This is a genomic window from Pseudomonas morbosilactucae (assembly GCF_023241665.1).
Taxonomy (GTDB): Bacteria; Pseudomonadota; Gammaproteobacteria; order Pseudomonadales; family Pseudomonadaceae; genus Aquipseudomonas; species Aquipseudomonas morbosilactucae.
The window spans coordinates 13047-39568 of sequence record NZ_JALQCX010000038.1 but is presented as its reverse complement, the minus strand read 5'-3'; the positions used below and the strand labels follow the sequence as shown (position 1 = coordinate 39568).

The window sequence follows — 26522 nt, the reverse complement described above, 5'->3', positions numbered from 1 at the left end:
GATCTCCGGCCGCCCATGAGGAGCTACCCGATGAAACTGCACTTCCCCCTTCGCCTCCTGGCGGCCGCGTCCCTGGCTGCAGCGAGCTTCTTTGCCCAGGCGGCCGACGTCACCGTCGCCTACCAGACCACCGTCGATCCAGCCAAGGTCGCCCAGGCCGACGCGCCTACGAAAAAGCCACCCAGGCCAAGATCGATTGGCGCAAATTCGACAATGGCGCCGACATCATCGCCGCCATCGCTTCCGGCGACGTGCAGATCGGTTACTTGGGTTCCAGCCCGCTGACCGCGGCAATCACCCGCAAGGTGCCGGTGGAAACCTTCCTTATCGCCACCCAGATCGGTGCAGCCGAAGCCCTGGTGGCCCGCGAGGGTTCGGGGATCAAGACCCCGCAAGACCTGATTGGCAAGAAAGTCGCTGTGCCGTTCGTGTCCACCGGTCACTACAGCCTGCTGGCCGCCCTCAAGCACTGGAACATCGACCCGTCGAAAGTGCAGATCCTCAACCTGGCACCACCGGCGATCATTGCGGCCTGGAAACGCGGTGACATCGACGCCACTTACGTATGGGACCCGGCCCTGGGCGTAGCCAAGGAAAACGGCAAAGTGCTGATCACTTCCGGCGAACTGGCCAAGTTCGGCGCGCCGACCTTTGACGCCTGGATTGTGCGCAAAGACTTCGCCGAGAAGCACCCAGACATCGTCAAGGCCTTCGCCAAGGTCACCCTGGACGCCTACGCCGACTACCGCAAAGACCCGCAAGCCTGGCTGGCCAACCAGGGCAACGTCGACAAGCTGGTGAAACTCTCCGGCGCCAAGGCCAGTGACATCCCCCTGCTGCTGCAAGGCAACGTCTACCCGCTGGCGGCCGATCAAGTCATCACCCTCGGCGCGCCGACCACCAAGGCCATCACCGACACCGCCGTGTTCCTCAAGGAGCAAGGCAAAGTTGAAGCCGTGCTGCCGGACTACGCCCCCTTCGTCAGCGCCAAGTTCATCACCAACTGACGCCCACCCACAAAGGAGATAGCCGTCATGGCGTTGCTACAACTGGAGCGCATCAGCGCACAGTACCCCGGTGCCGCCGAGCCGGTGCTGGCGGATATTTCCCTGGACCTGGGGCCCCAGCAATTGCTGGTGGCCCTTGGGCCTTCCGGCAGCGGCAAGACCTCGCTGCTGAACCTGATTGCCGGTTTTGTCGAACCCAGCGCCGGGCGCATCACCCTCGACGGCGTGCCGGTCAAAGGTCCCAGCGCCGAGCGTGGCGTGGTGTTCCAGGACGATGCGCTGCTGCCCTGGCAGGACGTGCTGGGTAACGTCGCCTTTGGCCTGGAACTGGCCGGCGTGGCCCGCGAACAACGTGAAGCCCGCGCCCGGGACATGCTCTCGCTGGTGGACCTGAACGGCTTCGACAAGCGCCGGATCTGGCAATTGTCCGGTGGCCAGAAACAGCGTGTAGGCCTGGCCCGCGCCTTGGCCGCCGACCCACGGGTGCTGCTGATGGACGAACCCTTCGGCGCCCTCGATGCCTTCACCCGGGAACAGATGCAGGAACTGCTGCTGCAGGTCTGGCGTCGCACCGACAAGCCGGTGTTCCTGATTACCCACGATATTGAAGAAGCCGTATTCCTCGCCACCGACCTGATTCTGCTGGCCCCCAATCCAGGGCAGATCGTCGAGCGCCTGAGCCTGGATTTCGGCCAGCGCTACGCCGCCGGCGAATCGGCCCGGGCCATCAAGTCCGACCCACGCTTTATCGAAACCCGCGAACACGTGCTGGCTCGAGTGTTTTCCCAACGCAGCGCCGTCCAGCGCCAGGAGCAGGCATGAGCAGCTACGAGATTCCGGCGACCGGCACCCAGCCCGCCACACCCAAAGCCGCAGCGCCTGTGCGCCGTAGCCTGAGCACCCGCTGGATCAGCCTGCTGACCCTGGTCACCTTGCTCGCCCTGTGGTGGGCAGTGACCGCCAGCGGCTGGATCGAGCCCCTGTTCCTGCCGCCGCCTGCTGCTGTCCTGCAAAAAGGCTGGCTGCTGGCGACCAGCGGCTACATGGATTCCACCCTCTGGCAGCACCTTGCGGCGAGCCTGCAACGCATCGGCCTGGCCCTGGGCTTTGCCGTGCTGACGGCGATTCCGGTGGGCATCGCCATCGGCGCCAACCGCATCGCCCGGGGCATCCTCGACCCGCTGATCGAGTTTTACCGGCCGATCCCGCCCCTGGCCTACCTGCCGCTGATCGTCATCTGGTGCGGCATTGGCGAGCTGTCCAAGGTGCTGCTGATCTACTTGGCGATTTTCGCCCCGATTGCCATTGCCACCGCCACCGGCGTGCGCACCGTGGACCCGGCCAAACTGCGCGCCGCACAGTCCCTGGGCGCGACCAAGGCGCAACTGATCCGCCACGTGATCCTGCCCAGCGCCTTGCCGGACATCCTCACCGGCGTGCGCATCGGCCTGGGCGTGGGCTGGTCGACCCTGGTGGCCGCCGAGCTGATTGCCGCCACCAGCGGCCTGGGCTTCATGGTGCAGTCCGCGGCCCAGTTCCTGGTAACCGACGTGGTGGTCCTGGGGATCCTGGTGATCGCCCTGATCGCCTTTGCCATGGAGATGGGCTTGCGCGCCCTGCAGCGCAAGCTGGTGCCCTGGCACGGCCAATCCCACTGACCAAGACAGCCCTCTGTATCCCTGTGTAGGAGCTGGCTCGCCAGCGAAGAGGCCCGCAAGCCTCATACCCAGCGCTCGGCCGCCTTCGCCAGCAAGCGGAACGCCGCCCGGCCGCGCCTACCCACAACGAATTCGAGAATGACCATGAGCCTGACCATTACCCCTTTAAGTTCTGCACTGGGTGCCCAGATCCGCGGCGTCGACATCAGCCAGCCGTTGAATGCGGAGCAACGCGATGCCATCGAGCAGGCGCTGCTCAAGCACCAGGTGCTGTTCTTCCGCGAACAGCCCATTACGCCCCAGCAACAGGCGCGCTTTGCGGCGAATTTCGGTGACCTGCACATCCACCCGATCTACCCCAATGTGCCGGAACAGCCGGAAGTGCTGATCCTCGACACCGCCGAAACCGACGTGCGCGACAACGCCATCTGGCACACCGACGTGACCTTCCTGCCGACCCCGGCCCTAGGCGCGGTGCTCAGTGCCAAGCAACTGCCGGAGTTCGGCGGCGACACCTTGTGGGCCAGCGGCATCGCCGCCTATGAAGCGCTGTCGGAGCCTATGAAAGCCCTGCTCAAGGGCCTGACCGCCACCCACGACTTCACCAAGTCCTTCCCCCTAGAGCGCTTCGGCAGCACCCCCGAAGACCTGGCCCGCTGGGAAGAAACCCGACGCAAGAACCCGCCGCTGTCGCACCCGGTGATTCGTACCCACCCGGTGAGCGGGCGCTTGTCGCTGTTCGTCAACGATGGCTTCACCACCCGCATCAACGAACTCTCCGACAGCGAAAGCGAGGCCATCCTCAAACTGCTGTTCGCCCACGCCACCCGCCCGGAGTTCACCATTCGCTGGCGCTGGCAGGAAAACGACGTGGCCTTCTGGGACAACCGCGTGACCCAGCACTACGCCGTCGACGACTACCGCCCACAACGCCGGGTCATGCACCGTGCAACCGTACTCGGCGACGTGCCGTTCTAAGGCCGAACCCACGACGCCGCCCTGGCCACGCGTCATATCAAAGACTTCGAGGAGCCCAGCGGCAGCCTGATCAATCCCTGGCAACCGCTGGAGATTTGAACCATTCGCCGGCAACCCCGCCCCTGCAGGAGCCGGCTTGCCGGCGATGACGCCCTAGCGCCTTACTCCGCCGTCGATGGTTTTTCCCACAAGTTGATCCCGCCTTCCTGGGCAAAGCGATCGATTTCCGTCAGCTCTTCGGCACTGAAGCTGAGGTTGTTCAGGGCTCCGACGTTTTCGATGATTTGCTCCGGCCGGCTGGCGCCGATCAGTGCCGAGGTCACACGAGGGTCCCGCAGGGTCCAGGCCAGGGCCAGTTGCGCCAGGCTCTGGCCACGGCGCTTGGCAATCTCGTTGAGGGCGCGGACGTGGGCAATATTGGCCTCGGACAAATGCGCCGCCTGCAGCGAACCGCCCCCCGGACGGTTGACCCGCGCGTCTTGCGGAATGCCATTGAGGTATTTGTCCGTCAGCAGGCCCTGGGCCAACGGCGTGAAGGCGATCACCCCGGTACCCAGCTCCTCGGTGGTGTCCAGCAGGTCTTTTTCCACCCAGCGGTTGAGCAGGTTGTAGGCCGGCTGGTGAATCAACAACGGCACCTTCCAATCCTTGAGCAACGCGGCGATCTCGCGGGTTTTCACCCCGGAGTAGGAAGAGATGCCGATGTACAGCGCCTTGCCTTGCTGCACAGCGGTAGCCAGGGCGCTGGCCGTTTCTTCCAGCGGGGTGTCCGGGTCGAAGCGGTGGGAATAGAAGATATCCACGTAGTCGAGGCCCAGGCGCTGCAGGCTCTGGTCGAGGCTGGCCAAGACGTATTTGCGCGAACCGCCGCCCTGGCCATAGGGGCCGGGCCACATGTCCCAGCCGGCCTTGCTGGAGATAATCAGCTCATCGCGGTAGTGCTTGAAGTCTTCACGCAGCAAGCGACCGAAGTTGATCTCGGCGCTGCCGTAGGGCGGGCCGTAGTTGTTGGCCAAGTCGAAGTGGTTGATGCCCAGGTCGAACGCGGTGCGCAACAGCGAGCGCTGGGTATCGATCGGCGTGCTGTCGCCGAAGTTGTGCCACAGGCCCAGGGACAATGCCGGCAGCACCAGGCCGCTGCGTCCGACGCGGCGGTAGGGAATGGAGTCGTAGCGGTTTTCGGCAGCCAAGTAAGTCATCGAATCCTCTCTCGTTTACGCTCAAAAAATAGGTGAAGCGAATCAGGCAAAGCGATGTTTCGGCCGCGCCAACCCGAGGTTCTCGCGCAGCGTCTTGCCTTCGTACTCTGTTCTGAACAACCCGCGACGTTGCAGTTCCGGAACCACGCCCTGGGCAAAATCCTCCAAGCCGCCAGGCAGATGGGGCACCAGCACGTTGAAGCCGTCGGCCGCGCCTTGCTCGAACCAGGCCTGCAACTCGTCGGCGATCTGGCTCGGCGTGCCGATCAGGCTGTAATGCCCGCGCCCGCCGGCAATCTTGCGCCCTAGTTCGGCCAGGCTCAGGTTGTCCTTGCCCGCCAGCTCGGTCAGGAGTTTCTGCCGGCTTTGCTGGCCGCTTTCAGTCAGTGGCAACTCAGGCAAAGGCCCGTCCAGCGGGTACTGCGACAAGTCGAAGTTGCCCAGCATACGCCCCAACAAGGCCACGCCCACTTCAGGCTCGATCAGTTGCTGGAAGGACTCGAATTTTTCCCGGGCCTGGCTTTCGGTCTGCCCTACCACCACGAACACCCCGGGCATGATCTTCAAGGAATCGGCGCTGCGTCCGTACCGGCCCAGGCGCCCTTTGAGGTCGGCATAGAAGGCTTGGGCACTGGCCAGTGACGCCTGGGCAGTGAACACCACCTCGGCGGTTTGCGCCGCCAGCTCGCGCCCGGCTTCCGATGAGCCGGCCTGGACGATCACCGGGTGCCCCTGGGGTGGCCGAGCCACATTCAACGGCCCCTTGACCCGAAAGTGCTCGCCCTGGTGATTCAGCACATGCAGCTTGGCCGGGTCGTAGTACTGGCCGCTGGCTTTGTCGCGGACAAAGGCGTCGTCCTGCCAGCTGTCCCAGAGTCCAGTGACCACCTCGTGGAACTCCTTGGCCCGGCTGTAGCGCTCGGCGTGGCCAAGGTGCTGGTCCCGGCCGAAATTCTGCGCTTCAGCAGCGTTATCGGAAGTCACCAGGTTCCACCCGGCCCGGCCACCGGACAGATGGTCCAGGGACGCGAATTTACGTGCTACATGGTACGGTACGTTATAGCTCGTAGTGGCGGTGGCAATCAGCCCAATATGGGCCGTAACCGCACTGAGGGCAGCGAGCAGCGTCAGGGGTTCAAAGTGATCAGAACGGGCCATTCGACTGGCGATCTCGCTGCTATCTGCAGCGATACTGTCGGCAACGAACAGGGTATCGAACTTCGCTGCCTCGGCGATCAACGCCAGCTGTTTGTACGCTTCAAAGTCTAGTCCAGCATCAGCCGGTACGTACGGGTGGCGCCAGGCGGCAACATGATGCCCAGTGGCCATTAAAAAGGCGCCGAGCTTGAGCTGTCTTGGGCGAGTCATAAGCACTTTCCTTTACGAATCATTGAGGGTTGTTGCACGCAACGGCTCAAAAATCCTTACGCAGCTGCACACCGAAATAACGTTCGTCGTCCCGTGGCACGGCGCGGTAGATGTAATTGCCACCACTGGCCAGCAAAGGCGAATAGGACTTGTCGGCGAGGTTCTTGCCCAGCAGCGCTACGCGCCAACCCTGGTTGTAATCGGCCAGGGCGATGCTGGCGTTCCAGATGCCATAGGCGCCCTGCTTGGTGTCGAGGTTCTGGCTGATGTCGTACTGCACTTCGCTCTGCCAGCTGTAATCGGTGCCCAGCTCGATATCCAGGCCGTTATCCAGTGGAATGCTGTAGTCGGCACGCACGTAACTCTTCCAGTCCGGGCTGAACGGCAGCGGCTTGCCATTGACGTTGCAGGTGGCCGCCGCGCCCGCCGGGCAGGCGAATTCGTCGATGCGCGCACGGGTATAGGCCAAGGCACCGGAAAGCTTGAGTTGCTGGGTGGCCTGCAGGGCGTAATCCAGCTCGACACCTTCGGTACTGACGCTGCCGGCATTGATCAGGCGGGTCACCACCTGACCGGCCACGGTGTCGAAGAAGTTGGCCTGGTAGTTGTCGTAATCGCTGTGGAACACCGCCAGGTTGGTGGTCAGGCGATTGTTCCAGCTGGTGGCCTTGATCCCGGCCTCCCAGGTGCTGGAGGTTTCCGGCTTCAGCGCGTCGGTGTCCCGCGGCTGCATGTTGAAGAACACGTTGTAGGCCGGGCCTTTATAGCCGCGGGAATAAGTCAGGTAAGTGGTGACCGCGTCGCTCAGGTCGTACTGCACGCCCAGGCGGCCGGACCAGCCATCCTCATCCACCGAACCGGAGCTGCTGGTACCGGGCTGGATGCCGGCCACCTGCACGGCCGAGGTGGAAACCCGACGGTGGTCGTATTTCAGGTCGTCGTGGGTCCAGCGCAGGCCGGCGATAGCGCGAAAGTCCGAGGTGAAGTTCAGGGTGCTTTCACCAAACACCGCGTAGCTGTCGTTGGTGGTGCTGTAGTCGGCGATGCCCCGGTTGGTGCTGGTGGTCGTGGTGAGGGTGCGCTGATAGGTCTCCTCATCCTTGCCGTGCATGTAAAACAGGCCACCGACGTATTCCAGGAACTCGCCCTTGGGCGACGCCAGGCGCAGCTCCTGAGAGTACTGGTTGTAATCCAGCTCACCTTTGTCCGCTGTGCTCGGGAAGGCCGCGGTGATGGTGCCGAGGCGGTCGCCATCCTGGTATTGGGTGTTGTTCCAGCCACGCCAGGCGGTGATCGACGTCAGGGTGTAGTCGCCCAGGTTCCAATCCAGTTGGCCCGACAGTCCCTTATTGACGTCCTCCACATGGGAGCGGGTATCGGTGTTGATATCCCGGTTGTCGCTGCTCGGTCGCACCGGGTTCAAGGCATTGGCAAAGGCCGGGGTCAGGGCCTTGCTGACCACGCCGTTGGGCGCGTCGTCGTGGGCCTGCATGTAGTCCGCTGCCAGGGTGAACGTGAGGTCGTCGCTGGGGGTGAACTCCAGCTTGCCGCGCACGCCTTTGCGGTTGTAGCCGTTGACCTCCTGGCCGTTGTGCTGGTTGTCGACGTTACCGTCATAGCTGCCGAACAGCGTGGTCACGGAGCCCTTGAGGGTGTCGGGAATCAGGCTGCCGCCAATGCCGAAGCGGGTGCGACTTTCATTGCCACTGTAATAGGACTGGTCGATGTAGCCGTGGGTCTCGGCGCTGGGCGCCTTGGTCACGATATTCAGCACACCGGCCGAGGAGTTCTTACCGAACAGGGTGCCCTGGGGCCCCGCAGCACCTCGATGCGCTCCAGGTCCAACAGGTCCAGGGTGGCCTGGCCCGGGCGGCCATAAACCACGCCGTCGATCACCGTGGCCACTGTCGGCTCGACGCCCGGCGAGGTGGAAATGGTGCCCACGCCGCGAATGAACAGCGAGGTGTCTTTGTTGGAAGCACCGGTTCGAAAGTTCAGCGACGGCACCTGTTGCACGATGCTCGCCACGCCGTTGCGGTTGTCCCGCTCCAGTTGCTCGCCGTCCACCACCGAGACCGCTACCGGCACCTTCTGCAGCGACTCTTCGCGGCGGGTGGCGGTGACCGTGACTGACTTCAGGGTCGGTTCCTGGTCTTGCGCGGTGGCGCTGCTGTCGGCGGCAAACGCCCCCGGGACCAGCAACGCGGCCAACCCTGCCAACAGCCAGCCCAGGTGCTGCCGACGAGCACCGGCGGCGCGGATCGAACGCGCCAGTTTCTGCTGTTCCCCAAAAATCTTCTGCATGCTGCACCTGCTCGAAATAAGCCCTGAACCGCCGCCGATCTACGCCGGCCGCGCCTTGAAAATCTGTCGTGGGCATTCGCTCGAGCGAGTAGCAGACATCGCGCTTTGTTAGCGCTAACATCGCCAGTATCGACAAGCCGTACATAGACCGTCCAATACTGAAAAATTACTTTTATATGCCTTTTTGTTCGTTAAAAGGATCAGGCTTTTGACTGCTGAAAAAATCCCCGGGCGCAAACGCCGCGGCGCCGGACGCGTGACCCTGAACACCGTCGCCAAGCAAGCAGGTGTTTCGGCGATCACCGTGTCGCGCTATTTCAACCAGCCCGACAGCGTCTCCCCGGAGCGACGGGAACGCATCGCCGAGGTGGTGGCGCAACTGGGTTATGTGCCGAACCTGGTGGCCGGTGGGTTGGCGTCAGCCCGGGGCAAAATCGTTGCCATGGTGATCCCCAACATCTCCGGGCCGATCTTCGCCAACACCATCCAAGGCTTCAGTGACACCCTCAGTCGCCACGGCTATCAGCTGTTGCTGGCCTCCAGCTATTTCGATGTGCAGCAGGAAGAAAGCGCCGTGCGTGCCTTCCTCGGCTGGTCGCCGGCGGCCCTGGTGCTGACCAGCCATTTCCATAGCCCAGCGACGGAAAAGATGATCGCCGAGGCGGACATCCCGGTGATCGAAACCTGGGATTACCAACCCCACCGGGAGCCCGTGCAGATCGGTTTTTCCCATTACGAGGTGGGCGTCACCGCCGCCCGCTACCTGCACGGCAAGGGTTATCGGCGCATCGCCTTTGTGCAAAACAGCGCCCCCGGCGACTTCAGCGCCCTGGAGCGGCGAGACGGTTACGCGGCAACAGCCCGCGAACTGGGGCTGGAGCCCTGGGTATTCGCCCCGGATGCGGATCGGGCGCCGTTCGAGGCCGGCAGACAGGCGATGGAGGCCCTGATGAACGCCACACCGCGCCCCGACGCCATCATCTTCGCCAACGATAACCTGGCGGCCGGCGGCTCCCTGGCCGGGCAAAGAGCCGGCTTGAACATCCCCGAAGACTGCGCAGTGCTGGGCTTTGGCGACTACCCCTTCGCCGAGATGCTGTTGCCGAGCCTGAGCACCATCAAGCCGCCGGCCCTGGAGATCGGCGTGCTGGCAGCAACCCGAGTACTGGAGAGCCTCGGGGTGCTGCCGGTGGAGGACGAGGTGCAGCGCTTGAACCTGCTGCAGTGCCAGCTGATCGAGCGTGAGAGCGCTTGAAGGCTGGCTTACAGGCGCTTGGGGGGAGGCTTCAGGCCGACAGCTCTCGCAACGCCTCAGCGGGCCTCGGTGAAGACTTCACTCAGCCAGTCGACAAACACCCGTACTCGCGGCGACATCTGTCGGTTGTGGGGGTAAAGCACTGAGACAGGCATGGGCGGCGGCGCGGTATCGGTGAGAATTTCCTGCAACTGGCCCTGGGCAATCTGCTGCGCCACGCCGTAGTGGGGGCATTGGATAATGCCCAGCCCGGCCACGGCGGAGGCCTTGTAGATCTCCGCGCCGAAGACCGTCAGCGCGCCGTCGATGGGCACTTCCTGCAACTCGCCATTGACCATGAACTGGAAGGGGAACAGCGCGGCCGTGGTCCGCGAAACGTAGTTCACCGCACGGTGCTCGCTGAGCTCGGCCAGGCTTTTGGGTTCACCAAAGCGCCGCAGGTAATCCGGGCTGGCGCACGTGACTTGGCGCAGGTTGGCGACCCGACGCCCGATCAGCGACGAATCCCCCAGCGTCCCGGCCCGCAGTACGCAGTCCACGCCTTCGGCGATCAGGTCGACAAAACGATCCGCCTCGCTGATGGACAACTCGATCTGTGGATAACGCGCCATGAACGTCGGCAAGGCGGGGATCACGAAGTACTTGGCCAGGGTGCCGTGCAGATCCACCCGCAGCCGGCCTTTGGGCGCCACGCTGCGAAACGCCAACTCGGCCTCTTCCAGCTCTGCCAGCAACTGCACACACCGCAGGTAATAGGCCTCGCCATCCAATGTGGGCCGCACCCGACGGGTACTGCGTTCCAGCAGGCGAGTGCCGAGCCAGGCTTCAAACTGGTTGAGGCTGTGGGTCAGGGTGGCCCGGGGCAGGTTCAGGTCGTCGGCGGCCTGGGTGAAGCTGCTGCGCTCGTAGATCCGCACAAAGATCTTCATCGCTTTGACTTGATCCACGTAAGGCTCCTGGCGCTGGATTGTTGGCGATTTTTGAACAGTGAGGGCAACTCTGGGGCATTTATCGATTTGGGTAAACAGGTGAATCTGCATCCACCCTAAGCCCAGCACCTCCCTCGAAAAGGAAACCCTCCATGACCCAACAGACCTGCAAAGTCGCCATCGTCACCGGCGCGTCCCGCGGCATCGGCGCAGTGATTGCCAAGCAACTGGCCAGCGACGGTTTCGCCGTGGTCATCAACTACGCCAGCAGCGCCACCGAAGCCTCCAGGCTGGTGGTGGAACTGCGCCAGGCAGGGCACCAAGCCATAGCGATCAAGGCCGACGTGGCCAACGCCGCCGACGTGCGCCGGCTGTTCGATGAAACCGAAGCCCAACTGGGCAAGGTCGATGTGCTGATCAACAACGCCGGCATCCTCAAGGTCCTGCCCCTGGCCCAACACAGTGACGAGCTGTTCGAGCAGACCTTCGCCATCAACACCCGCGGTACTTTCAACACCCTGCGCGAAGCCGCCACTCGCCTGAATGACGGCGGGCGCATCGTCAACTTTTCCAGCAGCACCGTCGGCCTCAACCTGCCGGGTTATGCGGTGTACATCGCCAGCAAGGCGGCGGTGGAATCCTTGACCCAGGTGTTCGCCAAGGAACTGCGCGGACGCCAGATCACGGTCAACGCCGTGGCACCGGGACCGGTGGCAACCGAGTTGTTTATGCAGGGGAAAAGTGAGGAGCAGGTCCAGGGCTTTGCCAAGATGCCGCCCCTGGAACGCCTGGGGCAGCCGGAAGACATCGCACAGATCATCGGCTTTCTGGTAAGCCCGGCCGCAGGCTGGGTCAACGGGCAAATCCTGCGGGCCAATGGCGGGCTGGTGTAACGCCCGCACACGATAAAAATCACCCTTGCAGGAGCCGGCTTGCCGGCGATCAGGCCACCCAACTTGGCGGCCGCCATCGCTGGCAGCCAGCGCCTGCAGCGAACATCGTTTTGTGGGGCAGGTCCTTGTTCGAGCCTTAACGCACCAGATGCAAAAACTGCATGTGGCGTTCGTACTGGTCGAGGATGTCGTTGATGATCTGCTCCTTGGTGTAGCCCATCAGGTCGTAATCCTGACTGCCCTCGGCCAGGTGCACCTCGGCCCGGTAATAGCGGCGGTTGCGCAGCTCTTTCGGGCCCATGCCGCCACGGGCGAAGGACGGGGTGAAGTAGCCGCGCATCTGCACCTGGTAGATGAACGGATGCTGGTCACCGTGGCCGATCTCCAGGCTGACGTTGTCGTTGGCCGGGTCCGGCTGAGTGACCACGTTCAAGCCCTTCTCGACGAACACAGCCGTCACTTCCTCAATGGCCGGGCGCACCGTCTGGTCGAGGAAGCGATACACCTCATCCCGGGACGGGAAATGCACCGCCTGGCTCAAGCGCTGACGCCAGCCGCCCTTGCCTCGCCGTGACGACGCCGACACTGGCGCCAGGGAATGCAGCTGGGCAATGCGCTTCTGCGATTCCAGGTAGAAGGCCTTGTGCAGCCCCCACATCATCAGCAGCAAGATCATCGAGAACGGCAGCGAGGTCAGCACCACCGCGGACTTCAGCGAGTCGATGCTGCCAGCAAACAGCAAGGCACTGGTGACCAGCGCAGTCATCGCGCCCCAGAACACCCGCAGCCATTTCGGCCCATCTTCATCGGCATTGCCGCCACGGGCCGACAGGGTCGAAAGCACCACGGTGCCGGAATCCGCCGAGGTGACGAAGAACACAAAGCTGATGAACACCGTGACCGCGATCACCGTCTTGCCCCACGGGTAGGTTTCCAGCAGCAGGTACAGGGTCATCGAGGGGTCGTTGAGGGCGCTCATGCCCAGCGCGCTCATGCCGTGGTTGAGCACCTGGTCGATGGCGCTGTTACCGAAAATCGACATCCAGGCCAAGGTGAAACCCAGGGGAATCAGCAGCACGCCGAAGACGAACTCACGGATGGTCCGGCCACGGGAAATACGCGCGATAAACAGCCCGACAAAGGGCGACCACGCGATCCACCAGGCCCAATAGAACACCGTCCAGCCGCCCAGCCAGTCACTGGGTTTGTCATAGGCGTAGACGTCGAAACTCTTGACCGGCAGCGCCCCCAGATAGTCCCCAAGGTTCTGGATCAGGGTGTTGAGCAGGTGCTGGGTGGGCCCAGCGAACAACACGAACAGCAGCAGCGCCACCGCCAGCAGCATGTTGATGTCGGACATGACCCGCACGCCCTTGTCGACCCCGGACACCGCCACCAGGATCGCCGCGCCCATCATCAAGGTGATCAGGCCCACCTGAATCCATTGGGTGTGGGCGATGCCGAACAGGTAGTCCAGCCCGGAGTTCAAGTGCAGCACGCCAAAGCCCATGTCGGCGCCCAGGCCGAACACCGTGGCGATGATGCCGAAGCCGTCCACCGCATAGCCGATGGGGCCGTTGATGCGCTTGCCGATCAGTGGGTAGAGCGCCGAGCGCAAGGCCAGGGGCAGGTTATGCCGGTAGGCGAAATAGGCCAGGGCCATGCCGACGAAGGCGAATACGCCCCAACCGTGCAGACCCCAGTGCAGGAACAGCAGCTGCATGGCCTGGCGCGCCGACTCCGCCGTGCCCGCCTCGCCTTGTGGCGGCTGCAACATGTGGGTCAGGGGTTCGGAGACACAGAAGAAGAACAGGGTGATGCTGATCCCGGCGGCAAACAGCATGCCGGCCCAGGACAGGTAGCTGAACTCGGGTTCGTCGTGGTCGGCACCGAGCTTGATCTTGCCGTAGCCGGACAAGGCGGTGACCACCACGAAGACCAGGTACAGGGTCATCGCCAACATGTAGTACCAGCCGACCGTATTGGCCGCCCAGTTTTGCGCTGCCAGCAACCAAGCACCGGCTTGTTCCGGCATGGAAATAACCACCAGGCCGAAGATCAGGATAAAGCTCGCGGCGAAGTAGAACACCGGAGGGTTCATGCGGACCAGGCCGCTAGCGGGGGTAGACGATGCACTCATGAACGGTGCACCTCGAGGGGGTAAAACATGGCTGAAAGACACGGACTCAGCAAAGGCAAGCCTCCTGTTGTGAGCGGGCGGCGAACCACCGGTTTAACTTGAACAAGCGTTCAATTTAAACATGGATGGGGGTTCAGGACTAATCGCAGGGCTCAGCGGTACTGTGCGTACGCTAGCTCAAGGAAGGGTATGACGTAGCCCTGCGAAAATCGTTCAGCCAAAAAACGCCCCTGGGCGCCCCACAAACACCACCCCCCGTAGGAGCCGGCTTGCCGGCGATTGGGCCTCAAGTCTTGCACAGCCCTTGCGACCGCCATCGCTGGCCAGCCAGCGCCTACAGGCCGGTTATTTTTGTGTGCCGTCGTCGTGCTGCAGGTTGGCCTGGGTCAGGTTGCAGCCGGCCGGTACGCTGCGGGTCAGCCAGACGTTGCCGCCAATGGTCGAGCCCTGGCCGATGGTGATGCGCCCGAGAATGGTCGCGCCGGCGTAGATCACCACGTCGTCCTCGACGATCGGATGCCGAGGGTGGCCCTTCTGCAATTGCCCGTCCTCATCCGCCGGGAAGCGCTTGGCGCCCAGGGTCACGGCCTGGTAGATGCGCACGCGCTCACCGATGATCGCGGTCTCGCCAATGACCACGCCCGTGCCGTGATCGATAAAGAAGCTGCGGCCGATCTGCGCGCCCGGGTGAATGTCGATGCCCGTGGCCGAGTGAGCGATTTCCGAACTGATCCGTGCCAGCAACGGCAGGCCGGCGCGATACAGGTGGTGGGCCAGGCGGTGGTGAATCACCGCAAGGATCCCCGGGTAGCAGAGCAGCACCTCATCCACGCTGCGCGCCGCCGGGTCGCCGTGGTAGGCCGCCAGCACGTCGGTGTCCAACAACACCCGTAAACCAGGCAGGGCCAGGGCGAAATCCTGGATCAGGCGAATGGCCGTGGCATCCACCTCGGCATCGGACTGGCCACTCTGCCGGGCCGCGTAACGCAACTCCAGGCGGGTCTGGGCAAGCAAGGCGTTGAGGGCCACATCCAGGGTATGGCCGACATAGAAGTCTTCGCTTTCCTCACGCAAGTCCACCGGCCCCAGGCGCATGGGAAACAGCGCCCCGCACAGGGCTTCGAGGATCTCGGCCATCGCCGCCCGCGACGGCAACTCCCGGCCGCCCTGCTCACCGCTGACCCGGCCGTTGCGGGTACGCCACTGGTCACGGGCATCACGCAGTTGGCCAACGATGGTCTGCAATTGCCAATGGCTGGAACGCTCGCTCACGATAAGACTCCTTACTCAAGCGGCCGGACGATCGGGCCGCGGAAACGGCCCTCACTTTACGGTATGCGCCGGAGGCCGAATTAAGAACTAATTGTGCTGGCTTAAGCACTTTTCGGCATAAGGCAACAACGGTTGCCCGGGCAAATATCGCTGCCTATAGTCCATCCACTTCTACTAACCCGTGCGGCCCCATGATCAAACAACAGCTCGACCGTTTTAATCGCCTGGACCTTCTCGGTCACGCCACCGCCCTGGAAAAACTCGAACGCCTGTCGGCCTGGCTGGGCCGCGATGTCTACGTCAAGCGCGACGACACCACCCCACTGGCCATGGGCGGCAACAAGCTGCGCAAACTCGAATACCTGGCCGCCGATGCCCTGGCCCAGGGCGCCGACACCCTGATCACCGCCGGTGCCCTCCAGTCCAACCACGTGCGCCAGACGGCCGCCCTGGCCGCCAAGCTCGGCTTGGGTTGCGTGGCCCTGCTGGAAAACCCCATCGGCACCGACGACGCCAATTACCTGGGCAACGGCAACCGCCTGTTGCTCGACCTGTTCGACGCCAAGGTCGAACTGGTGGACAACCTGGACAACGCCGACGAGCAATTGCAGGCCCTCGCCGCGCGCCTGCGCAGCAACGGCAAAAAGCCCTACCTGGTGCCCATTGGCGGCTCCAACGCCCTCGGCGCCCTGGGTTATGTACGCGCCGGCCTGGAGCTGGCCCAGCAAATCGAAGACAGCGGCCTGACCTTCGCCGCCGTGGTCCTGGCGTCAGGCAGCGCCGGCACCCACAGCGGCCTGGCCCTGGCCCTGAGTGAAGCCCTGCCCGAGCTGCCAGTGATCGGCGTCACCGTGTCACGCAGCGACGAAGCCCAGCGGCCCAAGGTCGAAGGCTTGGCCGAGCGCACCGCCGAGCTGCTGGGCATGCGGTTGCCGGAGCATTTCAAGATCGAACTGTGGGACGAATACTTCGCCCCGCGCTACGGCGAGCCGAATGCCGGCACCCTCGCAGCGATCAAGCTGGTGGCCAGCCAGGAAGGGCTGCTGCTGGACCCGGTCTACACTGGCAAAGCCATGGCCGGCTTGCTCGACGGCATCGGTCGCCAGCGTTTCGACGACGGCCCGATCATCTTCCTGCACACCGGTGGCGCACCGGCGCTGTTTGCTTATCCGGAGGCTTTTGCCTAAGCGGTGGGGAGCCTGGGTCTTGTAGGGGGGCTTGGGGCGTTATCGCTGGCGAGTCAGCCCCTACAGAACGTGCCATTGCAGGGGAATAATTGATAAAAAAGGAATAACAAAGTGAATTTATATTATTTTTAAACCTATGCGTGGCGCTTTATAGTCGCGCCGCAGGCTCATTTGTCGCGAGACGCACAGCGCCGATTTAGGGCAGGATATTGCGTTCGCTCCCGCTCACCGATTGACCTGCATCTCCCACCCGCAACTCCCATAAAAAACCCACAGGGGCTTGTCATGAATTTTTCCGTTCTACGTCGCAATCTGCTTATCGGCACACTGGGATTGGCACTGGGTGCCGGGATGCTGGGGCAGGCGGTTGCCGGTGAGCAGCTGCAAAAAATCAAAACCGCTGGCGTGATCAACATCGGCCTGGAAGGCACCTACCCGCCCTTCAGCTATGTCGATGAAAACGGCAAGCTGGCCGGCTTCGAAGTGGAGTTCTCCGAAGCCCTAGCACAGAAGCTCGGGGTCAAGGTCAAACTGCAGCCGACCAAATGGGACGGCATTCTCGCAGCCCTCGAATCCAAGCGTCTGGACGCCGTCGTCAACCAGGTGACCATCTCTGAAGAGCGCAAGAAGAAGTACGACTTCTCCACGCCTTACACCGTTTCCGGCATCCAGGCCCTGACCCAGAAAAAGGACGAAGGCAAGTTCAAGACCGCGGCCGACCTGGGTGGCCACAAGGTCGGTGTCGGCCTGGGCACCAACTACGAACAATGGCTCAAAGAGAACGTGCCAACAGCGGTGATCAAGACCTACGACGATGATCCGACCAAGTATCAGGACCTGCGCGTCGGCCGTATCGAGGCGATTCTGGTGGACCGTCTGGCGGCCCTGGAACTGATCAAGAAAACCAAGGACACCCTGGTGGTTTCCGGCGAACCGTTCTCCCGCCAGGAAGCCGGTATAGCCCTGCGCAAAGGCGAGCCGGAACTGCTGGCTGCGGTGAACAAGGCCATCGACGAACTGCGCGCTGACGGCACCTTGAAGAAGCTTTCGGAAAAATACTTCGCCGCTGACGTCACTCAATAATGGAGGCAAGTGTTCAGTTCGGACTGCACTTTCCGCAGTTGAGCCAGCAACTGGCCGAGACCGTCCAGTTGCTGGTGGAATCCGCGCCCTTCCTTCTCAAGGGCGCGTACTACACGGTAGTCCTCAGCCTGGGCGGCATGTTCTTCGGCCTGTTGCTGGGCTTTGGCCTGGCCCTGATGCGCTTGTCGCGCTTCAAGCTGTTGAGCTGGATCGCCCGGGTCTACGTGTCGTTCTTTCGCGGCACGCCGCTGCTGGTGCAGCTGTTCGTGATCTATTACGGCCTGCCGCAACTGGGGATTGAAATCGATCCCCTGCCCTCGGCGCTGATCGGCTTCTCGCTGAACATGGCCGCCTACGCGTGCGAGATCCTGCGGGCCGCCATCAGCTCCATCGAACGCGGCCAATGGGAAGCCGCGGCCAGCATCGGCATGACCCGGGCCCAGACCCTGCGCCGGGCGATCCTGCCACAAGCCATGCGCACCGCCCTGCCACCGCTGGGCAACAGTTTTATTTCCCTGGTCAAGGACACCGCCCTGGCCGCTACGATCCAGGTCCCGGAGCTGTTCCGCCAGGCCCAATTGATCACCGCCCGCACCTTTGAAGTGTTCACCATGTATCTGGCCGCCGCCCTGATTTACTGGATTCTGGCCAGCCTGCTGGCGCACCTGCAGAACCGGCTGGAAGAACGGGTCAATCGGCACGACCAGGAGTCTTGAAAGCATGATTGAGGTTGAAAAACTGACGAAGCAGTTCAAGGGTCAGACGGTGCTCAACGGCATCGACCTCAAGGTCGAAGCCGGGGAAGTGGTGGCCATCATCGGCCCCAGCGGATCGGGCAAGACCACCTTCCTGCGTTGCCTGAATTTTCTCGAAGAACCCAGCAGCGGGCGGATCAAGGTCGGCGACATCGCCATCGATGGCAGTCGCCCCTTGAGCCAGCAGCAGGGCCTGATCCGCCAATTGCGGCGCCAGGTGGGCTTCGTCTTCCAGAACTTCAATCTGTTCCCCCATCGCACCGCGTTGGAGAACGTCATTGAAGGCCCGCTGGTGGTGAAGAAGACCCCGCGCCACCTGGCGCAAGCCCTGGGCCGCAGCTTGCTGGCCAAGGTCGGCCTGGCCGGCAAGGAAGACGCCTACCCACGGCGCCTGTCAGGAGGTCAGCAACAACGGGTGGCGATCGCTCGGGCCCTGGCCATGGAACCGGAAGTGATCCTCTTCGACGAACCGACCTCGGCTCTCGACCCGGAACTGGTGGGTGAAGTACTGGCGACCATCCGCGGCCTGGCCGAGGAAAAGCGCACCATGATCATCGTCACCCACGAGATGGGCTTTGCCCGCGACGTGGCCAACCGAGTGATCTTCTTCGACAAGGGCGTGATCGTCGAACAAGGCGAAGCCAAGGCCCTGTTCGCCAACCCCAAGGAAGAGCGCACCCGGCAGTTCCTCAGCAAATTCATCAGTGCCAGCCACACCCCGGCCTGATCCCCTGAACAGCGGGACGCAGAGCGTCCCTGACGGGGTTGCCACGCAGAGCGCGGGAACCAGAACCGCATATCCCCCACACACCCTCGTTCCCACGCTCTGCGTGGGAACGCATCCCACGACGCTCTGCGTCCAGCCCTGACCCGCTCGGCCAAGACAGAAGCGCTTCAGGCTCCGATTCAACCCTTCTATTCATATTCCTAAAAGTTAGTTTATTTAATTTTTATACACGTTTAGGGTATATGAACCGGACCACCGGACATTCTTGATTCTGATTTCGCCGCACTCTCGCGGCCTATCCAAAAGAGATGAGGTAGGTATGGTCCGGAACACAATCACCCCAGTGCAGATCGCCAGGGCATTGCGTGTAGCCAAGGAGTGGCGCTGATGTCCAGCTTGACCGACGCACAGGTCCAGAGCGACCTGGATATCGCCCCGCTGTTGTTGCCCGCCCAAGTGCTGCACAACGACGCCCAGGCCCTGCAAGCCGCCCATGAATTGGCCGCCGTGGCCCGCCAGCAAGCAGCCCGCCGTGATCGCCAGCGCAAGTTGCCTTGGGCCGAGATCGAGCAGTTCACCCGCAGCGGCCTCGGCAGCATCGCCATCCCCCGTGAATACGGCGGCCCCCAGGTGTCGTTCGTGACCCTGGCAGAGGTGTTCGCCATTATTTCCGCCGCCGACCCGGCCCTGGGACAAATCCCCCAGAACCAGTTCGGCGTGATCAACCTGATTCTCGGCAGCGGCACCGAGCGGCAGAAAAAACAACTGCTGCAAAGCGTGCTGGACGGCTGGCGGATTGGTAACGCCGGCCCCGAACGCGGCACCAAGCACACCCTGGAACTCAAGGCACGCATCACCGCGGACGGCGATGGCTACGTCATCAATGGCCAGAAGTTCTACTCCACCGGCGCCCTGTTCGCCCATTGGGTGGCGGTCAAGGCGCTCAACGATGACGGCAAGCAAGTGCTGGCCTTCGTCCGCCGCGGCACGCCGGGCCTGCGCATTGTCGACGACTGGTCGGGCTTCGGTCAGCGCACCACCGCCAGTGGCACCATCTTGCTCAACAACGTGCGGGTCGAGGCCGAGCTGGTCCTGGATAACTGGCGGATCAACGAATCGCCGAACACCCAGGGTGCGGTGTCGCAGTTGATCCAGGCGGCCATCGACGCCGGCATCGCCCGCGCGGCCATCGACGACGCCATTGAATTCGTTCGCGAACGTTCGCGGCCCTGGGTCGATGCCCAGGTCGAGCGGGCCAGCGACGACCTGTATGTGATCGCCGACATCGGCAAGCTGAAGATCGAGTTGCACGCCGCCGAAGCCCTGCTGCGCAAGGCCGGCCAGGTGCTGGACCAGGTCAGCGCCGCGCCGCTCACCGCCGAGTCCGCGGCCCGTGCTTCGATTGCCGTGGCCCACGCCAAGATCCTCACCACCGAAATTTCCCTGCTGGCCAGCGAGAAGCTGTTCGAGCTGGCGGGCAGCCGTGCCACGCTTGAAGAATTCAACCTTGACCGCCACTGGCGCAACGCCCGGGTGCACACCCTGCACGACCCGGTGCGCTGGAAGTACCACGCAGTGGGCGCTTATCACCTCAATGGCACGCTGCCGGCTCGTCACTCCTGGATTTAACCGACCAGACCTCTGGAGAAACACATGACTTTTTCTCACCACGTCGCGGTCATCACCAGCGATGAGCAAGCCCTGATCGTCGCTACCGACCTCGCTGAAGACTTCAAGCGCGACAGTGCCCTGCGCGACCGCGAGCGCCGCCTGCCGCACCCAGAACTGGAGGCGTTCTCCCGCTCCGGCCTGTGGGGCATCAGCGTGCCGAAGGAATACGGTGGCGCCGGTGTGTCCAACGTCACCCTGGCCAAGGTCATTGCCTTGATCGCCCAGGCCGATGGCTCCCTCGGGCAGATTCCGCAAAACCATTTCTACGCCCTGGAAGTGCTGCGGGTGAACGGCAGCCCTGAGCAGAAACAACGCCTGTACGCCGAGGTCCTGGCCGGCCAGCGCTTCGGCAATGCCCTGGCCGAACTGGGCACCAAAACCGCCAACGACCGCACCACCCGCCTGACCCGGGACGGCGACGGCTACCGCATCAACGGACGCAAGTTCTACTCCACCGGTGCCCTCTACGCCCAGCGCATTCCCACCTCGGTGGTGGATGAACAGGGCGTGCAGCAACTGGCGTTTGTCCCGGCCGACAGCCAGGGCCTGGAAGTGCTCGACGACTGGAGCGGCTTTGGCCAGCGCACCACCGGCAGCGGTTCGGTGGTGTTCGACAACGTCTACGTAGCCGCCGCCGATGTGGTGCCGTTCCAGAGCGCCTTCGAGCGCCCGACCACCGTCGGCCCGCTGGCGCAGATCCTCCACGCCGCCATCGATGCGGGTATCGCCCGCGCCGCCTATGAAGACGCTCTGCATTTCGTGCGTACCAAGACCCGGCCGTGGATCGACTCCGGCAACGACAAAGCCACGGACGACCCGCTGACCCTGAAAAGCTTCGGCCACCTGAGCGTTCGCCTGCACGCCACCGAGGCGCTGCTGGAACGCGCCGGGGAACTGCTCGACAGCGCCCAGGCCGCGACCAACGCCGACAGCGTGGCCGCCGCCTCGATCGCCGTGGCGGAAACCCGAGCCATCAGCACCGAGATTTCCCTGGCCGCCGGCACCACCCTGTTCGAGCTGGCCGGCAGCCAGGCGACCCTGGCCGAGCACGGCCTCGACCGCCACTGGCGCAACGCCCGGGTGCACACCCTGCACGACCCGGTGCGCTGGAAGTACCACGCGGTGGGTAACTACTACCTCAATCAGCAGAACCCGCCGCTGCGGGGGACGATCTGATGGCTGCGCTTGAAACCGGCAAGAAAAAGATCCTGCTCAATGCCTTCAACATGAACTGCATCGGGCACATCAACCACGGCCTGTGGACCCATCCACGGGACAACTCGACCCAGTACAAGACCATCGAGTACTGGACCGAGCTCGCCCAACTGTTGGAGCGCGGGTTGTTCGACGGGCTGTTTATCGCCGACATCGTCGGGGTCTACGACGTCTACCAGAACTCGGTGGACGTGCCCCTCAAGGAGGCCATCCAACTGCCGGTCAACGACCCGCTGCTGCTGGTCTCGGCGATGGCCGCGGTGACCAAGAACCTCGGCTTCGGCCTGACCGCCAACCTGACCTACGAGGCGCCGTATCTGTTCGCCCGGCGCCTGTCCACCCTCGACCACCTGAGCCGTGGCCGGGTCGGCTGGAACATCGTCACCGGCTACCTGGACAGCGCCGCCAAGGCCATGGGCCTGCAGCAACAGATCGAACACGACCGCCGCTACGACCAGGCCGATGAGTACCTGGAGGTGCTGTACAAACTCTGGGAAGGCAGCTGGGAAAACGACGCCGTGGTCAATGATCGCGAGCAGCGCATCTATGCCCAGCCCGACAAGGTGCACAAGGTCGAGCACCAGGGCGAGTTCTACCAGGTCAGCGGCTATCACCTGTGCGAGCCCTCGCCACAACGCACCCCAGTGCTGTTCCAGGCCGGCAGTTCGGATCGCGGTTTGCTGTTCGCCGGGCGTCACGCTGAGTGCGTGTTTATCAGCGGGCAGAACAAGGCGTCGACCAAGGTCCAGGTGGACAAGGTCCGCGCCAGCGCTGTGGCCGCCGGGCGCAAGGCCGAGGACGTCAAGGTGTTCATGGGCCTCAACGTCATCGTCGCGCCCACCGAGGAAGCGGCCTGGGCCAAGCAGGCCGAGTACCGCAGCCATGCCAGCGCCGAAGCCGGCGTGGCGCATTTCTCGGCCTCCACCGGGATCGACTTTGCCCAGTACGAAATCGACGAACCGATCCAGTACGTGAAAAGCAACGCCATCCAGTCGGCCACCAAGAACCTGCAGAACAACGACTGGACCCGGCGCAAATTACTCGACCAGCACGCCCTCGGCGGCCGCTACATCACCGTGGTCGGTTCACCGACCCAGGTGGCCGACGAGCTGGAATCCTGGATCGCCGAAACCGGCCTGGACGGCTTCAACCTGACCCGCATCGTCACCCCGGAAAGCTATGTGGATTTCATCGACCTGGTGATCCCGGAATTGCAGCGGCGCGGTTCCTACAAAACCGCGTACGACAGCGGCACCCTGCGCGAGAAGCTGTTCCAGCACGACGCGCAACTGCCCGAACAACACACTGGCGCGGCCTATCGCCGCTGAGCGCCTCGCCGGTAAGCCGATGCCTACCCCCTAGCCCCGACTGGACCCGAACATCATGAAAAACACCCGCCTGAGCCACCCGATCAAAGCCCTGGTCCTCGCCCTCGGCCTGTTCAGCGGCGCCGTATTCGCCGCGGACAAACCCCTGAAAGTCGGCACCACCGCCGCCTTCGCCATTCCCCTGGAAGCCGCCGTCGCCGAAGCCGATAAACAAGGCCTGAAAGTCGAGCTGGTGGAGTTCACCGACTGGATCGCGCCCAACGTCAGCCTGGCCGCCGGCGACATCGACGTGAATTACTTCCAGCACATCCCGTTCCTGGAAAATGCCAAGGCGGCTGCCGGCTTCGACCTGGTGCCTTTCGCCCCGGGCATCATCAACAACGTCGGCCTCTACTCGAAGAAATACAAAAGCTTCGCCGAGCTGCCTGAAGGCGCCAGCGTGGCCATCGCCAACGACCCGATCAACAGCGGGCGCGGCCTGCAACTGCTGGCCAAGGCCGGCTTGATTACCCTCAAGCCTGGCGTGGGCTACAAGGCTACCGAAGACGACATCGTCAGCAACCCGAAGAAGATCAAGATCCTCCAGGTCGAAGCCGTGCAACTGGTCCGTGCCTATGACGACGCCGACCTGGTTCAGGGCTACCCGGCCTATATCCGCCTGGCCAAGACCTTCGATGCCGAGTCGGCCCTGCTGTTCGACGGTCTCGACCACAAGGAATACGTGATCCAGTTCGTGATCCAGCCGAAGACCAAGACCGACCCGCGGCTGATCAAGTTCGTCGACATCTACCAGCATTCGCCGGCAGTGCGCGCCGCCCTGGATAAAGCCCACGGCAAGCTCTACCAAGCCGGCTGGGAAGGCTGATATGAGCGTCGCCAGCCTCCAGCGCCCACGGCCGGAACCTGCGCCCCAGAGCGCGGTTCAGGCCCAACTGCACCCCGAGCTGAACCGTGCCCACGTGCGGTTTATCGGCCTGACCAAGACCTACCAGGGCCAGCAAGGCCCGGTGCACGCCCTGCACGGCATCGACCTGGCGATCCAGCACGGTGAAGTGTTCGGCATCATCGGCCGCAGCGGCGCCGGCAAGTCGTCGCTGATCCGCACCATCAACCGCCTGGAGCAACCCTCCAGCGGCCGGGTGCTGATCGACCAGGTGGACATCGGCGACTTCGACGAAGACCGCCTGGTGGAGCTGCGCCGACGCATTGGCATGATCTTCCAGCACTTCAACCTGATGTCGGCCAAGACCGTGTGGCAGAACGTCGAGCTGCCGCTGAAGGTGGCCGGCGTGCCCAAGGAACAGCGTGAGCGCAAGGTCCGCGAGCTGCTGGAACTGGTGGGCCTGCAAGACAAGCACAAGGCCTACCCGGCGCAGCTTTCCGGCGGGCAGAAACAACGGGTGGGGATCGCCCGGGCCCTGGTCCACGACCCGGCGATTCTGCTGTGCGACGAAGCCACCTCGGCTCTGGACCCGGAGACCACCCAGTCGATTCTCGGCCTGCTCAAAGAGATCAATCAGCGCCTGGGCCTGACCATCATCCTGATCACCCACGAGATGGCGGTGATCCGTGATATCTGCGACCGGGTGGTGGTCCTGGAACATGGGCACGTGGTCGAGCAGGGGCCGGTCTGGGAAGTCTTCGGCAACCCGCAGCACGAGGTCAGCAAAACGTTGCTGGCGCCGCTGCAACACAGCCTGCCCGAGGAGCTACAAAGCCGCCTGCAGGAGCAATCGCCGTCCGCGGACGCGGCCCTGGTGCTGCGCCTGCAGTTCACCGGCAGCCAACGCGAAGAGCCGGACCTGGCCGCGCTGTTCAACGCCCTCGGCGGCAAGGTGCGCTTGCTCCAAGGCGGCGTGGAACGGATCCAGGGCCACGCCCTGGGGCAATTGCTGCTGGCAGTGACGGCTTCGCCGCTGGACGCCGAGGCGCTGCGTCAGCGTGCCAGCCAGTGGGCACAACAGGTGGAGGTGCTGGGTTATGTGGTTTGATCGTTTGCTGCAAGGGGTCATCGACACCTTCCTGATGGTCGGCGTGTCGTCGCTGATTGCCCTGCTGGCGGGGATTCCCCTGGCGGTGATCCTGGTCACCAGCGGCAAGGGCGGGATCTACGAGGCACCGACCCTGAACCGGGCCCTGGGGGCCTTTGTGAACCTGTTTCGCTCGATCCCGTTCCTGATCCTGATGGTGGCGCTGATTCCCTTTACCCGGCTGATTGTCGGTACCACCTATGGCGTCTGGGCCGCTGTGGTGCCCCTGACCATTGCCGCAACGCCGTTCTTTGCGCGAATTGCCGAAGTCAGCCTGCGGGAAGTCGACCACGGTTTGATCGAGGCCGCCCAAGCCATGGGCTGCCGACGCTGGCATATCGTTTGGCATGTGCTGTTGCCCGAAGCCTTGCCGGGCATTGTCGGTGGTTTCACCATCACCCTGGTGACCATGATCAACTCCTCGGCCATGGCCGGCGCCATTGGTGCGGGCGGCCTGGGCGACATCGCCTATCGCTACGGCTACCAGCGTTTCGATAGCCAGATCATGCTCACGGTGATCGTGCTGCTGGTGATTCTGGTGGCCGCCATCCAGCTCGGCGGCGATCGCCTGGCGCGGGTGCTGAACAAGCGTTGAGGAGCGCGGCGCGGGTTGCCGCGCCGTCGCGATCCAGCCCTCAGGGCGGCCATCTGGGGGTATATTGGGCACCATTCTCCAGCCAGCGCAGCCCGCCATGAAACTCGCCCCCGACGACCTCGCCAGCATCACCGCCACCACCCTCGGCCATTACAACCAAGTGGCCGACGGTTTCCGCGAAGGCACCCGCGACCACGACGTCAGCCAGAACATCGACGCGCTGCTGCGACATCTCCAGGGTTCGGCCCCGTTCAACGTGCTGGATTTTGGCTGCGGCCCCGGGCGCGACCTGCAAACCTTCACCCGCCTGGGGCATGTTGCCGTGGGCCTCGACGGCTCCGAGCGCTTTGCCCAGATGGCCCGGGAAGACAGCGGTTGCGAGGTTTGGCAGCAGGACTTCCTCAAGCTTGATCTGCCGGATGAGCGCTTCGACGGCATCTTCGCCAATGCGGTGCTATTCCATATTCCTCGCCAGGAACTGCCCCGGGTGCTCAAGCAACTGCACAGCACATTGAAACCCGGTGGCGTGCTGTTCAGCTCCAACCCCCGGGGCGACAACCAGGAAGGCTGGAACGGCCCACGCTACGGCGCCTATCACGACCTTGCGGCCTGGCAGGCGCTGCTCGCGGAGGCCGGGTTTGTCGAGTTGGAACATTACTACCGCCCCGCCGGCCTGCCCCGGGAACAACAACCATGGCTGGCCAGCGTTTGGCGCAAGGCCTGATTTGTAGGAGCCGGCTTGCCGACGGTGGCGGTTTCGGATCGGGCGCTCGTCTGGCGGGCCTCATCGCTGGCAAGCCAGCTCCTACAGAAAAACAAATGCCCAACCGTTGTAGGAGCCGGCTTGCCGGCGATGGCGGTTTCGAATGGGGCGCTCGTCTTGTGGGCCCCATCGCTGGCAAGCCAGCTCCTACAGAAAAACAAATGC

General features: G+C 63.4%; 21 protein-coding genes and 2 pseudogenes. 17 read left to right on the top strand and 6 right to left on the bottom strand.

All coding sequences use genetic code 11. The annotated features are described in order from the left end of the window. Positions 1–30: 30 nt before the first annotated feature. The 4 genes and pseudogenes from tauA to tauD all read left to right on the top strand — a co-directional run bounded on the left by tauA (position 31) and on the right by tauD (position 3643). Positions 31–1007 (top strand): annotated as a pseudogene (tauA, locus tag M1B35_RS20505) (taurine ABC transporter substrate-binding protein). A 27-nt stretch (positions 1008–1034) separates the two neighbouring features. After that, positions 1035–1829 (top strand): taurine ABC transporter ATP-binding subunit, encoded by a 795-nt coding sequence (tauB, locus tag M1B35_RS20500; RefSeq protein ID WP_123329038.1) that lies wholly within the window; start codon positions 1035–1037, stop codon positions 1827–1829. Continuing rightward, positions 1826–2665, top strand: coding sequence for a taurine ABC transporter permease TauC (gene tauC, locus M1B35_RS20495; protein WP_268262895.1), 840 nt, complete (start codon positions 1826–1828; stop codon positions 2663–2665). Before tauB ends, tauC begins: the two co-directional genes overlap by 4 nt. A 144-nt stretch (positions 2666–2809) precedes the next feature. Then, positions 2810–3643: a taurine dioxygenase gene (gene tauD / locus M1B35_RS20490; protein ID WP_268262894.1), complete on the top strand. Its 834-nt coding sequence runs from the start codon at positions 2810–2812 to the stop codon at positions 3641–3643. Positions 3644–3804: 161 nt separating this feature from the next. Here the strand turns inward: tauD and mgrA are convergent, their stop codons facing one another. From mgrA to M1B35_RS20475, 3 genes and pseudogenes are all read right to left on the bottom strand, one after another. After that, complete coding sequence (gene mgrA / locus M1B35_RS20485; protein WP_268262893.1) at positions 3805–4842, bottom strand: L-glyceraldehyde 3-phosphate reductase; 1038 nt, start codon at positions 4840–4842, stop codon at positions 3805–3807. Positions 4843–4884: 42 nt separating this feature from the next. After that, positions 4885–6210, bottom strand: a complete 1326-nt coding sequence (locus M1B35_RS20480) for an LLM class flavin-dependent oxidoreductase (protein WP_268262892.1) — start codon at positions 6208–6210, stop codon at positions 4885–4887. A 46-nt stretch (positions 6211–6256) separates the two neighbouring features. Next, a pseudogene (locus M1B35_RS20475) lies at positions 6257–8514 on the bottom strand (TonB-dependent receptor). A gap of 208 nt (positions 8515–8722) precedes the next feature. Here M1B35_RS20475 and M1B35_RS20470 point away from each other — a divergent pair. Next, entirely contained in the window at positions 8723–9769 is a 1047-nt protein-coding gene (locus M1B35_RS20470) for a LacI family DNA-binding transcriptional regulator (protein WP_268262891.1), read from the top strand. A gap of 56 nt (positions 9770–9825) precedes the next feature. Here the strand turns inward: M1B35_RS20470 and M1B35_RS20465 are convergent, their stop codons facing one another. Beyond that, positions 9826–10716, bottom strand: coding sequence for a LysR family transcriptional regulator (locus M1B35_RS20465; RefSeq protein WP_268262890.1), 891 nt, complete (start codon positions 10714–10716; stop codon positions 9826–9828). 134 nt (positions 10717–10850) lie between these two features. Between M1B35_RS20465 and M1B35_RS20460 the strand changes: the two genes are divergently transcribed. Continuing rightward, entirely contained in the window at positions 10851–11591 is a 741-nt protein-coding gene (locus M1B35_RS20460; RefSeq protein WP_268262889.1) for an SDR family oxidoreductase, read from the top strand. Positions 11592–11727: 136 nt separating this feature from the next. Here the strand turns inward: M1B35_RS20460 and betT are convergent, their stop codons facing one another. Together betT and epsC are read right to left on the bottom strand one after the other, a co-directional pair. Beyond that, the gene (betT, locus tag M1B35_RS20455) at positions 11728–13692 is read right to left on the bottom strand and encodes a choline transporter BetT (protein ID WP_185039134.1); all 1965 of its coding nucleotides are present in this window, start codon (positions 13690–13692) and stop codon (positions 11728–11730) included. 384 nt (positions 13693–14076) lie between these two features. Then, positions 14077–15003, bottom strand: coding sequence for a serine O-acetyltransferase EpsC (gene epsC, locus M1B35_RS20450; RefSeq protein ID WP_123329022.1), 927 nt, complete (start codon positions 15001–15003; stop codon positions 14077–14079). Between the two features lie 191 nt (positions 15004–15194). Here epsC and M1B35_RS20445 point away from each other — a divergent pair, with 191 nt between their 5' ends. From M1B35_RS20445 to M1B35_RS20395, 11 genes are all read left to right on the top strand, one after another. Continuing rightward, positions 15195–16190 (top strand): D-cysteine desulfhydrase, encoded by a 996-nt coding sequence (locus M1B35_RS20445; protein WP_268262888.1) that lies wholly within the window; start codon positions 15195–15197, stop codon positions 16188–16190. Between the two features lie 285 nt (positions 16191–16475). Next, the gene (gene tcyJ, locus M1B35_RS20440) at positions 16476–17273 is read left to right on the top strand and encodes a cystine ABC transporter substrate-binding protein (RefSeq protein WP_123329018.1); all 798 of its coding nucleotides are present in this window, start codon (positions 16476–16478) and stop codon (positions 17271–17273) included. Next, positions 17273–17989, top strand: coding sequence for a cystine ABC transporter permease (tcyL, locus tag M1B35_RS20435; RefSeq protein ID WP_425273431.1), 717 nt, complete (start codon positions 17273–17275; stop codon positions 17987–17989). Before tcyJ ends, tcyL begins: the two co-directional genes overlap by 1 nt. 4 nt (positions 17990–17993) lie before the next feature. After that, complete coding sequence (gene tcyN, locus M1B35_RS20430) at positions 17994–18755, top strand: L-cystine ABC transporter ATP-binding protein TcyN (RefSeq protein ID WP_268262887.1); 762 nt, start codon at positions 17994–17996, stop codon at positions 18753–18755. 387 nt (positions 18756–19142) lie between these two features. Further along, entirely contained in the window at positions 19143–20384 is a 1242-nt protein-coding gene (locus M1B35_RS20425) for an SfnB family sulfur acquisition oxidoreductase (protein ID WP_123329014.1), read from the top strand. A 24-nt stretch (positions 20385–20408) separates the two neighbouring features. After that, the gene (locus M1B35_RS20420) at positions 20409–21602 is read left to right on the top strand and encodes an SfnB family sulfur acquisition oxidoreductase (protein ID WP_268262886.1); all 1194 of its coding nucleotides are present in this window, start codon (positions 20409–20411) and stop codon (positions 21600–21602) included. Then, positions 21602–22969, top strand: a complete 1368-nt coding sequence (locus M1B35_RS20415; protein WP_123329010.1) for an LLM class flavin-dependent oxidoreductase — start codon at positions 21602–21604, stop codon at positions 22967–22969. The genes M1B35_RS20420 and M1B35_RS20415 overlap by 1 nt, the downstream gene beginning before the upstream one ends. Positions 22970–23024: 55 nt before the next feature. Further along, positions 23025–23834, top strand: coding sequence for a MetQ/NlpA family ABC transporter substrate-binding protein (locus M1B35_RS20410; protein WP_123329008.1), 810 nt, complete (start codon positions 23025–23027; stop codon positions 23832–23834). A gap of 1 nt (position 23835) precedes the next feature. Further along, a complete protein-coding gene (locus M1B35_RS20405; RefSeq protein WP_268262885.1) occupies positions 23836–24960 on the top strand; it encodes a methionine ABC transporter ATP-binding protein in 1125 nt (374 codons plus the stop codon). After that, the gene (locus tag M1B35_RS20400; protein WP_123329004.1) at positions 24950–25594 is read left to right on the top strand and encodes a methionine ABC transporter permease; all 645 of its coding nucleotides are present in this window, start codon (positions 24950–24952) and stop codon (positions 25592–25594) included. Before M1B35_RS20405 ends, M1B35_RS20400 begins: the two co-directional genes overlap by 11 nt. Before the next feature lie 97 nt (positions 25595–25691). Continuing rightward, on the top strand, positions 25692–26318 hold the full coding sequence (locus M1B35_RS20395) for a class I SAM-dependent methyltransferase (protein WP_268262884.1): 627 nt from the start codon (positions 25692–25694) through the stop codon (positions 26316–26318). The last annotated feature ends 204 nt before the right edge of the window (positions 26319–26522 follow it).